Source organism: Streptomyces griseorubiginosus (assembly GCF_017614965.1).
Taxonomy (GTDB): domain Bacteria; phylum Actinomycetota; class Actinomycetes; order Streptomycetales; family Streptomycetaceae; genus Streptomyces; species Streptomyces griseorubiginosus_B.
In genome coordinates, this window is the sequence record NZ_WVUG01000103.1 from 14,126 (window position 1) to 27,273 (window position 13,148).

The following is a 13,148-nucleotide window of genomic DNA, read 5'->3' on the forward strand; positions in this document are numbered from 1 at the left end:
GATGCATGACCGACGCCGATCCGGGCCGGGCCGACGCCATTCCGGGCCGGGGACAGTACACCGAGGACGCTCGCAGGCAACGGCTGACCTGGTTGCGTGAACGCAGCGGCACCCCGCTCGCGTCCATGGACAGCACCGCCCTGGCCGCCCGGAACCTGGTCGGCAACGTGGAGAACTTCCTCGGTTCCGTCGAGGTGCCGGTGGGCCTCGCCGGACCGCTGCTGTTCGCCGGGGACGCGGTGCGTGACAGCGTCGTCGCGCCGCTGGCCACCACGGAGGGCGCGCTGGTCGCGTCGGCGTCCCGGGGCGCACGCGCCATCACCGCGGCAGGAGGAGTACGGACGAAGGTGCTGTCGCAGCGGATGACCCGCGCACCCGTGCTGGAATTCGCCGACATCGCCGCCGCGCACCGGTTCACCGCCTGGTTGCTCGACCGGCGCGGCGCGGTGCACGAGCAGGTCCGCCTGGTCTCCCGGCACACCCGGCTGATCGATGTCGACCCGTACCAGATCGGCCGCTACCTGCACCTGCGCTTCGTCTTCGAGACGGCCGACGCCGCCGGCCAGAACATGACCACCGCGGTGACCTGGCAGATCTGCCGCTGGCTGACCGACGCGCTCAGCGACCGGGAGGACCTGCGTCCTCGGCACATGCCCTTGGAGGGCAACCTCAGCGGCGACAAGAAGGTGACCGTCGGATCCATGCTGGCCGGCCGCGGCACCCGGGTCACCGCCGAGTGCAGGCTGCCCCGCGACGTGGTGAGCGCCGTGCTGAAGACCACACCCGAGGCCATGGTGAGGAGCCATACCGCGACGGTCCTCGGGGCGCAGCAGGCCGGCATGCTCGGGCACGGGGTCAACGCGGCGAACGTCGTGGCCGCGCTGTTCGTCGCCACGGGGCAGGACGTGGCCTGCGTCCACGAGTCAGGAGTGTCCGTCTTCTCCGTGGAGGCGGACGGCGACGACCTGATCGCCACGATCCTGCTGCCCAACCTGGTGGTGGGAACCGTAGGAGGCGGCACGGGACTGCCGCACCAACGAGAACTGCTCACCCTTCTCGGCTGCGCCGGCGCAGGTGGGGCCGGCCGGTTCGCCGAGATCGTCGCCGGGTTCGCCCTCGCCCTCGACGTCTCGACCCTTGCCGCGGTGGTCAGCGGCCAGTTCGCCGACGCGCACCGGCGACTGGGCAGGGCGCGCCGCGTGGACTGGCTCCGGCCCGGTGACCTCGACGTGGCTCTCCTGCAACCGGTGCTGGCGCAGGGGCTCGACGACCCGCGGCTGCACGTCACCCGGGTGACGCAGGCCCCTGCGCTCACCGGCGACGGGATAAGCAGCGAACTCGGTGCCCTGGGCGAGCGCCGCAGGCTGACCGGCCTGTACCCGCTGACGGTGAGCTGGACCGTCGGCCGGGGTTCCGCCACGACCGTCGATCTGGTGGCGAAGGTCAAGTCACGGGGCGAGGAGATCGTGGCCGGCATCGCGAGGCTCCTCTCGCTGTGCGGCGAGGACCTGGTCAGAGCATGGGAGCGCTGGGGCTCCGAAACGGAGTTCGTCGGCGCGCACCGGCGAGAACTGGCGGTGTACCGGCGCACGGAGCGGGCATTGAGGGATCTCCTGCCACGCTGTTACGGCCTGATCGAGGACGACGAGCGCGAGGCCTACGTCGTCCTGATGGAAAGGCTGCCGGACGCGACTGGCGCCTGGGACGCCGGCCGGATCGACGACGCCCTGCGTGCCGTCGCACCCGTCCACGGGCAGTGGCTCGGCCGCGACCAGGAACTCCAGTCCGAGGGATGGTTGCACCACGTGCCCGAGCCGGCTCACCTCGCGAAGGCTGCGGAGCTGTGGCGGGCACTCGTCCTGCACGCCGCCGCGGAGGCACCCGAGTTGCTGGACGCCGGCCGTCGGGACATCCTGCTGGGCCTGATCGAGGACGCCGGATACTGGACGCAGGAACTGCACGCGTTGCCGCGGACCCTGGTGCACAACGACTTCAACCCGCGCAACATCGCGGTGCGGGACGGGCGGATCGTGGTGTACGACTGGGAGCTCGCCACGGTCGACGTGCCCCAGCGTGACGTGGTGGAACTGCTGGCGTTCACCGTCGGCCCACAGGTGACGTCGGCCGAGGTCGACCGGATTCTCACCGCGCACGCGCGGGCGGTGGCCGAGGCGTCGCCGCGGGCGGCGGCGCTCGTCGACGGCTGCGACTGGCGACGGGGATACCGACTGGCGCTGCGGAAGTTCCTGACGACCCGTCTGGCGCTGTACGCGGCAGGGCACACGCAGCGGGAGTTCGCCTTCCTGCCCAGGGTGACGCAGACCGCCTTCCGCCTGTGGCACCTCGAACACGAGCAGGACGGTGCGTGAGATGAGGGTCGCTCTGGTCGGCATCGACGGGGTCGGCAAGACCACGGTGCTGCGTCGCATTCGAGAGCGGGACGACATCGCGGTCGTCCACGCGGTACGGGCGCACGAGGATCCGCGCAGCCCCTTCGCGGACCTGTCCGCGGCTCTCGCCGACGCCTCGTCCGCGGCCGATGAACTCGGCAGGGTGCAGCTCAAGATCGCTGTTCTCTATCTGCAGCTGTGTCTGTTCGGCTCGGCGGAACGGCAGGCCGCGCGACGCGGTCCGACACTGCTCGCCGACCGGCATCCGCTCGTCGACCCGTTGGTGTACCTGCCTGTGTTCGCGTCCGTCGCGGGGGACACCGAGCCGGGCGGCGACGTGGAGGACTGGTGGCACAAACAGGAGACGGGCGCGGCGGAGGCGGTACGGGACTGGCTGCGGACGGCTTCGGGTACGGCGGATCCCTGGGAGCTGGGCACGGAGGTGCTGCGCTGGGGCAGGCTGCCGTTGCACGAGCTGCTGGGCAGGCTCGGCCGGAGCTTCGGTGTGTCCCTGCCGGACGGCATCGTCCTGCTCGACCTGCCCGTCGAGCAGGCGCTGCGGCGAACCCACCAACGCGCCAGGGACAGCGAACTGCACGAGACCCGGGCGTTCCTGTCGGCGACTCGGCAACGCTACGGCACGGTGCTGGACCGGCTGGCCGAGGTGCGGACCGGGCCTGCCGTCCGGCGCGTCGACTGCGCCGGCCGCTCCGTCGACGAGGTGACGGCACATGTGCTCGACGCCCTCGACGCGATGGCCCGTACAAGGACGTGACGGCGGGCGGGTTGGTGGTCGGAGGGAGCGCACGGGCCGCCCGCACGTCGATGCCGGGCGGGCGATCCACCCGGCCCCGCACGCCCGTTGGGGTCACATCGGCGGATTGCCGTGCTTCCGTTCCGGCAGGCTCACGTGCTTCGCACGCAGCATCTCCAGTGAGCGGATCAGGACCGTTCGCGTTTCGCCCGGGTCTATCACGTCGTCCACCAGGCCCCGTTCCGCCGCGTAATAAGGGTGCATCAGCTCGGACTTGTACTCCTTGATCAGGCGGGAGCGGGTCGCGTCCGGGTCGTCGGAGGCGGCGATCTGGCGGCGGAAGACGACGTTCGCCGCGCCCTCCGCTCCCATCACCGCGATCTCGTTCGTCGGCCAGGCGTAGGACAGGTCGGCGCCGATGGAGCGGGAGTCCATGACGATGTAGGCGCCGCCGTACGCTTTGCGGACCACCAGGGAGATGCGGGGGACCGTGGCGTTGCAGTAGGCGTAGAGGAGTTTCGCGCCGTGGCGGATGATGCCGTTGTGTTCCTGGTCCACGCCGGGGAGGAAGCCCGGTACGTCGACCAGGGTCACCAGCGGGATGTTGAACGCGTCGCAGAACTGGACGAAGCGGGCCGCCTTTTCGGAGCTGTTGATGTCCAGGACGCCGGCGAGGGCCGTGGGCTGGTTGGCTATCAGGCCCACGACGTGGCCGTCCAGGCGGGCCAGGGCGCAGACGATGTTCTGGGCCCAGCCCTCGTGGACCTCGAAGTGGTCGCCGTCGTCGACGATCTCCTCGATCACCGTCCGCATGTCGTACGCCCGTTGGGGATCTGCCGGTACCAGGGACGTCAGGGCGTCCGTGCGGCGGTCCGCGGGGTCGCCCGTGCGGGAGACCGGGGGGAGTTCGCGGTTGTTCTGGGGGAGGAAGCTGAGCAAGTGGCGTACGTCGGCCAGGCATTCGGCCTCGTCGTCGTAGGCGAAGCCGGAGACGCCGGAGAGCGAGGAGTGGACGTCCGCGCCGCCCAGGCCGTCGTGGGTGATCTTCTCACCGGTCACTGCGTGGACCACGTCGGGGCCGGTGATGAACATCTGGGACGTACCGCGCACCATGAAGACGAAGTCGGTGAGGGCGGGGGAGTAGGCCGCGCCTCCCGCGCAGGGGCCCAGGATGACGCTGATCTGCGGGATGACGCCCGAGGCGCGTGTGTTGCGGCGGAAGATGCCGCCGTAGCCCGCGAGTGCTGTGACGCCCTCCTGGATGCGGGCGCCCGCGCCGTCGCTGAGGCCTACGACCGGGGCGCCCGCCGCCTCCGCCAGGTCCATCACCTTGTGGATCTTCTGGGCGTGGGCCTCGCCCAGGGCGCCGCCGAAGACGCGGAAGTCGTGGGCGTACGCGAAGACCGTGCGGCCGTGGACCAGGCCCCAGCCGATCACCACGCCGTCGCCGTGCGGCCTGCGTTCCTCCAGGCCGAAGCCGGTGGCTCGGTGCCGGCGCAGCGGCTCGATCTCGGTGAACGTGCCCTCGTCGAAGAGGAGTTGCAGCCGCTCGGGCGCGGTGAGCTTGCCCTTGGCGTGCTGACGCCGGGTGGCCTCGGGGTCGGGGCCGCGGCTCAGCTCCTCCTTCAGCCGTTTCAACTCGTCGGTGGAGCGCCGTAGATCGGGGGCCGGGGCGAGGGTGAGCAGTTCGTCGAAGGTCGTCATTGCCGCAACGTAGGGCGGCGGCCTCGAAGGGTACGGTACGTCCCCTGGAGCGCCGCTTGAGCCTTCGGCGGAGTCAGCCCGTCAGTCGGCTGGTCCCGGGGACTGGCGAACCGTTGACTTCCGCTCCTTCGACGCGTTCGGTGGTCGTTGCGCCGCCGGTCCGGTCACCCGTCGCTGGTGCCCGTCGGTCGTCGTCGGCCCTTTGAACGCAGCCAGTCGGCGCGCGGCCCATGTTCGCGCGGCGGAGACCCGCCTAACCCGGAGGCCGGAGGCCGGAGGTCGGGTGGCGTTCTTCGATCAGGGGACCGGCCGACCGTCGCCCTCGCGGGGTTCGGCCGGTGGTTGTCGCGCGGCTCGGTGCCCATCGGCCGGCCTTCGTCCAGGTTGAGACAGCAGGCTCTGCCCAGGCCGCTCGGTCAGGGGCCGTGACCGCTCGGTCGTGGTTCGCCGGCACCCGGGCAGCAAGCCCCTGGCCACGCCAACCGGTCCATGCTGGTCGACGCTCGGTCGCGGTCCGCCGGCGCCCGGGCAGCAAGCCCCTGGCCACGCCAACCGGTCCATGCTCGTCGACGCTCGGTCGCGGTCCGCCGGAGCGGGCGGCAGGCCCGCCGGGGCCCCCGACCAGTGCTCCCCCGCCGCTCACTCCGCCGTCGCCGGATGCAGGGCGTGGTCCGGGTCGCCTGACAGAACCGCCTGGTGGAGGTCCTGGAGGGCTGCCGATGGTTCCAGGCCCAGTTCGTGGACCAGGGAGCCGCGCAGGCGCTGGTAGGCCTCCAGGGCTCGCCAGCTGCCGCCCGCGCGGTGCAGGGCGCGCATCAACTGGGCGCAGAAGCCCTCGTGGAGGGGGTGGCGGGCGGCCAGGACGCGCAGTTCGGGGACCACCTCGGCGTGCCGGCCGAGCCTGAGGTCCGCCTCGATGCGGCGTTCCAGGGCGGTCGTGTGCTCCTCGTTGAGACGCAGGACCTCCAGCTCCAGGACCGAGCCGGCCGGTACGTCGACCAGGGCCGGGCCCTGCCACAGGGCGAGCGCGCGCCGCAGCAGGTCGGAGGCCGTGCGGTAGTCGCCGAGTTCGAAGGCCGTACGGCCGTCCTCCGAGCAGCGCTCGAACTCGTGGGCGTCCACCTGGCCGGGCTGCACCCGCAGGAGGTAGCCGCCGAGCCGGGTGACCAGGACGTCCTTGGCGTCGAGCAGCGGGTCGTCGGCGAGCGCGGCCGCGATCTTGCGCCGCAACTGCAGGATGTACGTCTGCAGGGTGGTGGAGGCGCTCCGGGGGACGTTCTCGCCCCAGATCTCCTCCATCAGCGTCGGGACGCCGACCACGCGGTCGGCGTGCAGGGCGAGCAGCGCCAGCAGTTGACGGGGCTTCGCGGCGGTGGGCACCACCGGGATCCCGCGCTCGTGCGCGGCGAGCGACCCCAGGACCTTGATCTCCATGTGTGTCTCTCCCCCTTGGGTGCGGCCGCCTGGCGATCCCCGTGGCGACCCTTACGGAGTCAGGTCATCGAGACTGGCATCCGCACCCCCGCGCGCCCCAGTGAGTCACGCATGCGCTCAATCATGAAAATGTCATGGGTGCCCTGTGAACGTGGCACTGCACTCCGGGGGCCGCCCCACCCCAGACTCTCGAAGCAGACGCCGACGGACGTTCGAAGCGGCGCAAAACGTTCGCACCGACTCGGGTCCGTCCACGGTTCAGACACTCACTCGTTCGTTCATCACAGGGGGTAACACATGAACGTCGTAGCAGCTCGTGAAGAGCTTTCCCACGAAGAAGTCCTCCGGTTCGCCGAGCTCGCCGCCCGCACCGGACTCGAACCCCAGCTCGCCGGCCGCTTCGAGGCCGATCCGGCCGCCGTTCTGCGGGAGTTCGGTCTGTCGGAGGGAGAGGCGCGGTACATGACCGGCGGGAGCCGTTCCGTCGAGAGCCTCAGCGGGGCCGGGGTGACCGTCTCCTCGGCGAGCTGGTGCGTCTGCTGGTCCCCCACCGGGCCGTCCCCGCTCGCCGTCGGCGAGGCTGAGTGAGCGGGAGCGACACCCCCGCTCCGGAGCCCTTCGTGGCGTTCAAGCGCCATGTGCGGGCCGAGACGGTACCGGGGGAGGCCGTGTTCCTGTGGTCCGACAAGGACGTGACGGCGGTGCGGGGAGCGGGAGTCGAGACCCTGGCCGCCCTGCTGGACGGCAGCCGTACCCTGCCCCAGCTGCTGCGGGAGGCCGCGGCGGCGATGCCCGTGGACGAGGCCGGGCGGCTGGTGCGGCGCCTGGCGGAGGCCAACCTGGTCGGATACCGGCCCGACGGCCGGCGCGCGGAGGAGGCCGGCGCCGAGGGTCGGTCCGCGGAGGCCTACTGGGACCGTGCCGGTCTCGAGGGCGCCGCGGCCCAGGAGCGGGTCAGGGGCACACCGGTGGCGCTCATCACCGTCGGTGACGTGGACGGCGCGGAGGCGCACGCCGCCTTTCGGGCGGCCGGGCTCAGCACGGTCCCGGCCGATGCCGACCTCCATGACCATGCCGGCTCCGACTCCCACGCCCACCCCGACGCCCCCCTCACGCTCGTCCTCTGCGACGACTACCTGCACCCAAGCCTCCGCCCCCTGGCCGCGCGTCTGCGCGGTCAGGGGCGGCCCTGGCTGTTGGCCAAGCCGTTCGGGGCCGAGCCCTGGACGGGGCCGGTGTTCGCGCCCGCCGAGGACGCTGCGTGCTGGGGCTGTCTGGCCCACCGGCTGCGCGCCCACCGGCGGGCCGAGTGGGAGGTGCGCCGGGTCCTCGGGGCCAACGCCGCCGTGGCCCGGCCGGCGCCGTCGCTGGCCGCCGTACGCGCCCTGGGACTGCACAGTGCCGCCCTGGAGGCGTCCAAGTGGCTTGCGGGAGTGCGGTGTCCGGAGCAGCGGGCGGTGTGCACGCTGGACAGCCTCACCATGCGCAGCACCCATCACCCGGTGACCCGGCGTCCGCAGTGCCCGGACTGCGGTGACCCGGGGCTGGTGGCCGAGCGGACCCGGCGGCCGGTGGTCCTGGTCTCCAGACCCAAGGCGGCAGGGAGCGGCAGCAACGACCGTGCCCTGTCCGCCGAGCAGATGCTGGAGCGACACCGTCACCTCGTCGGCCAGCTCACCGGTGTGGTGACCGACATCCGTCCGCTGCCCGGACTCCCCGAGGGGCTGCACGCCTACGACTCCGGGCACAACCTAGCCCTGGGCGGTCGGTCCGCCGCCGAACTGCTCCGGGTGCTGCGGGCGCGCAGCGGGGGCAAGGGCGTGACCGCCGCCGAGGCGCGGGCCAGTGCGCTGTGCGAGGCGGTGGAGCGCTTCAGCGCATCCCGGCAGGGCGATGAACTGACGGTCCGTGACACACTCGCCGCACTGGGGGAGCGGGCCGTTCATCCGAATTCGTACCGGCTCTTCCATGAGCGGCAGTACGGCGACCGGGAGCGCTGGAACGCCGCGCACGGGCCCTTCCACCGGGTGGGTCGGCCCTTCGACGCCGGAGAGGCGACGGAGTGGACGCCGGTGTGGTCGCTCACCGGGCGGACGCATCGGCTGCTGCCCACCTCCACGCTGTACTTCGACGCCTCGCCGTGCGGGGCGGCCGACGGGCTGTGGGCCGACTCCAACGGCAACGCGGCCGGTTGCAGCCTGGAGGACGCCGTGGTGCAGGGGTTCCTGGAGCTGGTGGAGCGGGACGCGGTGGCCGTGTGGTGGTACAACCGGCTGCGGGTGCCGGCCCTCGACCTGGACGCCTTCGACGAGCCGTGGCTGGCCGGACTGCGGGACGCCTTCGGCCGGGCGGGCCGTACGGTGGCGGCACTCGACCTCACCACCGACCTCGGCGTACCGGTCGTGGCCGTCGTGTCCAGACCCGCGCCTGACAGGGACCCCGATTTCGTCTGCGGCTTCGGCGCGCACCTCGATCCACGGCTCGCGCTGCGCCGGGCCCTGACCGAGGCGGCCCAACTCCTGCCGTGGCCACAGCCGATGCCCGGGGGGACGCTGCTCGCCCAGCCGCAACTCGATCCGGATCCGGGCCAGTCGGGCAGGCGGCCCGGTGACTGGGCGGGTTTCCCCCGGCACGGGGATCTGCTCGACGACGTGGGGGAGATCTGCGCGCTGGCCTCCCGGCACGGTCTGGATCTGATGGTGCTCGACCAGACTCGGCCGGACGTGGGGATTCCGGTCGTGAAGGTTGTGGTGCCCGGACTACGCCCGTTCTACGCCAGATTCGGGCCCGGCCGCCTCTATGAAGTGCCGGTGCGTCTCGGCCACCGGGCACGTCCCGTCTTGTTCGAGGAACTGAACCCCGTCCCGCTCCCCGTATGACTAGCTGCACCTATCACATATCCCTCTTGCCGTGCCGTTACGGCCTATAGTTCAGTCACAGATCTTCCCGAATCCCACACGCGGATTCGGTGCGGACGGGCAGCATCCGGGATCCCTTTCGGGCAACCGGATGCTTTCCCTCCGTATGCCGTTCGGTGAGGATCCGGATAGGGGGAGTTTGTGATGCGGAGCCCTGTCTCAGGGGCGAGACGGCAGTCGGGCCGGTTCGAGGTCCCGGCGCCGCGACTGGCACAGGGGATCAGCATCACGGTCATCTCGGGCTTCGGCGTCATCACCATGCTGAACGTCCTGGACGCGGTCTCCAACTACGTCGGTCTGGGCATCTGTCTGTGCCTCGTACTGAGCCTCTACGCCCTGCAGTTCATGGTGACCTCGGCCGGCGCCCGCCAGTGGTCGGCCCGCCGCCGGGGGACCGCGCTCGTCGTCCAGGCACTGCTGACCTTCGTCCCCATGGTGTGGATCGGGGTCGCCTGGGGCAGCATGGCCGGACCACTCGGCGGATCGATTCTGCTGCTGCTTCCGGCACGGTTCGCCTGGCCGCTCTACGGCACGGTCACCCTCACCATCCTCGGCTGGTCCCTCTCCGCGCGCGTCCCCGCCCTGGAAGTCGGCTACTTCGCCATCTCCACCGCGCTGACCGGCCTCGTCATCTACGGACTCACCCGGCTGACCGACCTGGTCCGCGAAGTCCACGACACCCGCGCCGAGATGGCCCGCATGGCGGTGACGCAGGAGCGGCTGCGGTTCGCCCGCGACCTGCACGACCTGCTGGGCTACAGCCTCTCCACGATCACATTGAAGAGCGAGCTGATCCACCGCCTCGTCCCCGTCAACCCCGAGCGGGCGCGCGAGGAGGTGGCCTCCGTCCTCGGCGTCTCCCGCCAGGCGCTCGCCGACGTACGGCTGGTGGCCAGCGGTTACCGGGACATGTCGCTGGAGGCCGAGGCGGCCTCGGTGGCCGAGGTGATGGCCGCGGCCGACGTCCGGGTCGAGGCCGACATCGACTGCGGCCGGCTGCACCCGCTCGTGGACACCGTGCTGGCCACTGCCCTTCGGGAGGGTGTCACGAATATCCTCAGGCACAGCAAGGTCCAGTCATGTGCCATCACGGCTGCCGTGGAGGGGGAGACGGTACGGCTGACGCTGGTCAACGACGGTGTCGTGCCGCAGGAGACGCCCCGGGACGGGGGTGGCGGAAGCGGCAGCGGTCTGGGCAACCTGTGCACCAGGCTCACCCAGATCGGCGGCACGCTGACGGCGGAGACCACGCGGGACGGGCGGTTCCGGCTCGTCGCCGAGGCGCCCGTCCGTCCGGTCACCGTCGACGCCCCCGACAGCGGCGGGAAGCCGAGCGCGTCCGTCGCGTGACACACGTGAGAAGGCACGGCGAGCGGTACGAGCACGAGGACGGGCACGGGCACGGCGCGGGCCGGGCACGGCACGGGCACGCTCACGGGGGAACAGGGGGAAGAACGAATGCTGTCGGTGAGAATCCTGCTGGCCGAGGACGTCCATATGATCCGCGGCGCACTGGTGGCGCTGCTGGAACTGGAGCGGGACCTGGAGGTGGTCGCCTCCATCGACCGGGGCGATCTCATCGTCAAGACGGCGCTGGAGGTGCGGCCCGACGTGGCCGTCATCGACATCGACCTGCCCGGCACGGACGGGCTCACCGCGGCGGCCGAGCTGCGGGCGAAGCTGCCGGAGTGCCGCAGTCTGATCCTCACGAGCCTGGGGCGGCCGGGGACCCTGCGGCGGGCGATGGCCGCGCAGGTCTCGGGCTTCCTGCTGAAGGACTCGCCGCCGGACCGTCTGGCGCAGGCGGTGCGGACCGTCGCGCAGGGCGGGCGGGTCGTCGATCCCGACCTGGCGCTCAGTGCGTGGGAGGCGCCGGAGAACCCGTTGTCGCCCCGGGAGACGCAGGTGCTGCGCCTGGCCGCGCGGGGAGCGGACGCGGCCGAGATCGCGGTGGAGCTGTATTTGACCCCGGGGACCGTGCGGAATTACCTGACGGCGATCGTGGACAAATTGCACGCGCGGAATCGGGTGGACGCGATTCGCATTGCCGAGGAAGCCGGCTGGGTTCCGTAGAGGGCTGGGTTCCCTCGAATGCCGGGTTGCGCCGAGTCGGTTGAATTAGAAACCTTCTTCTACGTCGTCCGCCAAAGGGCCCGCATTCAGCGCCGACAGGATTCCCGCCAAATCGACCGCGTTGCTCTGCGGCCCCCGGCACGCGGGCAGACAGCGGGGCCCGTTCGGGCCGCCCATGCGGCGCAGGAACGGGGTGAGGATCGGTTTGGGGCCGATCTCCACCACGTGAGTGGGGCGTTGTTCGGTCAGCAGGGCGCGGGCCGCGTCGGCGAAGCGGACCGGGGCGGTGATCTGGGTGCCCCAGTACGGGGCGTCCAGAGGGCCGTCGTAGTCACGGCCGTAGACCGTCGAGTAGTACGGCAGTGCCGGCGCCGACGTCGGCATGCGGCGGGCCAGGGCTTCCAGGCGGGGGGTCACCGGGGCCATCAGCGGTGAGTGGAAGGCGTGGGTCACCTTCAGGAAGGTGCTGGCGATGCCGATGTCCGCGAGGCGTCGGCGAGCCCGCTCCAGGCCCGCGATGTCGCCCGAAAGCACCGTGGCGCGCGCCGCGTTGATTGCGCCGATGGACACTCCGGGTTCCTGGGTGGCCGCCTCCGCCGCCTCGAACGGGTCGGCGCAGGTCGCCATCATGCCGCCGCCGGCCGGCAGGTGCTGCATGAACGAGCCCCGGGACGCGACCAGTTCGGCCGCCGTCGCCAGCGGCAGCGCACCGCTGACCGTGGCCGCCGCGAACTCCCCGACCCCGTGCCCCAGTACGGCGACCGGCCGCACGCCCTCCTCCAGCAGGGTCGCCGCCAGCGCGTACCCGACGGCGAACAGGGCGGGCTGGGCGAGCGAGGTCTGGTCGATCAAAGGGTCCCGGCCGAGCACCAACTCCACCGTCGAGCGCCCGAGATGGGGCTCCAGTGCCTCGTCTGCCTCGGTGAGGTGGTGGCGGTAGGCCGTGCAGTGCGCGTACAGCCCCGCCGTCATCCCCGGATGCTGGCAGCCCTGCCCGGTGAACACGAACGCGGTCCGGATACGGCCCTCGCAGCGGGCCACGCGGTCCCGCCCGGCCAGCCGCCGGGCGAGATTGCGGATCGTGGTGTACGGCCACACCTCCACGGGGTGGTCCGGCAGCGGCCCGAACGCGTCCTCCGCGTCGCCGTACAGGCCCAGCAGCGCCACGGAGTCCAGACCGCACTCGATCAGCGGCATGTCCTCGCGCACCTCCCTGCGGACGCGCTCGCCGATCCGCTCCGTCAGCCACTCGACATAGCCCTGCTCGTCCGGCCGATCCCGCCCCGGTCCACTCACCTTCTGCTCCTCTCGGATGCGTTCACCGACTGCGTGCCGTGCGTGCCGCGCGCGGCCGCCGGGTCACCGGCAGCAACTCACCGTCCAGCCGCTGGTGCAGGGGCTTGATGCCGCCGTTGAGGAACAGCCGCCGGGTGGCCGCCCGCTCCACCTTCCCGCTGGTCGTGCGGCGGATCGTGCCCGGCCGCACCAGCAGCACGCCGTCCACGCTGACCTCGAACTCCTCGGCCAGGCAGCGCTCCACGTCGCCGACGAGACCGTCCAGATCGAGGTCGTAGCGCTGCTGGGTGCGCAACTCCTGCACCATCACCACCCGTTCCCGCTCCCCGGGCACCGAGAAGGCGGTGCCGGTGCCGAACAGGGCGCTGATCCGCTGCACGGCGTGCTCCAGGTCCTGCGGGTACAGGTTGCGGCCGGCCACCACGATCATGTCCTTGAGCCGGCCCGTCACATGGAGCAGGCCGTCGCAGAGCGCGCCCAGGTCACCGGTGCGCAGATGACCGCCCTCGCCGTCCGCGGTGACCGCATCGAACACCGCCGCGGTCGCGGTCCGGTCGCGCCAGTAGCCCCCCGCCACCC

Annotated in this window: 9 protein-coding genes and 1 pseudogene; 6 read left to right on the forward strand and 4 right to left on the reverse strand. The window is 71.7% G+C overall.

Features of this window, described 5'->3' with window-relative positions; translation table 11 throughout:
• The first annotated feature begins 5 nt into the window (after positions 1 to 5).
• Entirely contained in the window at positions 6 to 2,369 is a 2,364-nt protein-coding gene (locus GRC12_RS45675; protein WP_244373411.1) for a hypothetical protein, read from the forward strand.
• Between the two features lies 1 nt (position 2,370).
• Positions 2,371 to 3,165 (forward strand): hypothetical protein, encoded by a 795-nt coding sequence (locus GRC12_RS20410; protein WP_208780747.1) that lies wholly within the window; start codon positions 2,371 to 2,373, stop codon positions 3,163 to 3,165.
• A gap of 93 nt (positions 3,166 to 3,258) precedes the next feature.
• Here the strand turns inward: GRC12_RS20410 and GRC12_RS20415 are convergent, their stop codons facing one another.
• Positions 3,259 to 4,848, reverse strand: a complete 1,590-nt coding sequence (locus GRC12_RS20415) for an acyl-CoA carboxylase subunit beta (protein ID WP_208780748.1) — start codon at positions 4,846 to 4,848, stop codon at positions 3,259 to 3,261.
• Between the two features lie 639 nt (positions 4,849 to 5,487).
• The gene (locus GRC12_RS20420; RefSeq protein WP_208780749.1) at positions 5,488 to 6,282 is read right to left on the reverse strand and encodes an AfsR/SARP family transcriptional regulator; all 795 of its coding nucleotides are present in this window, start codon (positions 6,280 to 6,282) and stop codon (positions 5,488 to 5,490) included.
• Positions 6,283 to 6,579: 297 nt separating this feature from the next.
• Here GRC12_RS20420 and GRC12_RS20425 point away from each other — a divergent pair, with 297 nt between their 5' ends.
• The 4 genes from GRC12_RS20425 to GRC12_RS20440 all read left to right on the forward strand — a co-directional run bounded on the left by GRC12_RS20425 (position 6,580) and on the right by GRC12_RS20440 (position 11,273).
• Positions 6,580 to 6,870 carry a hypothetical protein gene (locus tag GRC12_RS20425; RefSeq protein WP_208780750.1) on the forward strand — a complete coding sequence of 97 codons (291 nt, stop codon included), beginning with the start codon at positions 6,580 to 6,582 and terminating at the stop codon, positions 6,868 to 6,870.
• Positions 6,871 to 6,902: 32 nt separating this feature from the next.
• Positions 6,903 to 9,161: a TOMM precursor leader peptide-binding protein gene (locus GRC12_RS20430; protein ID WP_308286585.1), complete on the forward strand. Its 2,259-nt coding sequence runs from the start codon at positions 6,903 to 6,905 to the stop codon at positions 9,159 to 9,161.
• A gap of 183 nt (positions 9,162 to 9,344) precedes the next feature.
• On the forward strand, positions 9,345 to 10,550 hold the full coding sequence (locus GRC12_RS20435) for a sensor histidine kinase (protein ID WP_208780752.1): 1,206 nt from the start codon (positions 9,345 to 9,347) through the stop codon (positions 10,548 to 10,550).
• Positions 10,551 to 10,658: 108 nt separating this feature from the next.
• Positions 10,659 to 11,273, forward strand: coding sequence for a response regulator transcription factor (locus GRC12_RS20440; protein ID WP_208780753.1), 615 nt, complete (start codon positions 10,659 to 10,661; stop codon positions 11,271 to 11,273).
• A 45-nt stretch (positions 11,274 to 11,318) separates the two neighbouring features.
• Here GRC12_RS20440 and GRC12_RS20445 read toward each other — a convergent pair whose 3' ends face one another.
• Both GRC12_RS20445 and GRC12_RS20450 read right to left on the reverse strand, forming a co-directional pair.
• Complete coding sequence (locus tag GRC12_RS20445) at positions 11,319 to 12,569, reverse strand: acyltransferase domain-containing protein (RefSeq protein ID WP_208780754.1); 1,251 nt, start codon at positions 12,567 to 12,569, stop codon at positions 11,319 to 11,321.
• Positions 12,570 to 12,591: 22 nt separating this feature from the next.
• Positions 12,592 to 13,148, reverse strand: a pseudogene (locus GRC12_RS20450) (AMP-binding protein); the annotation flags it as partial.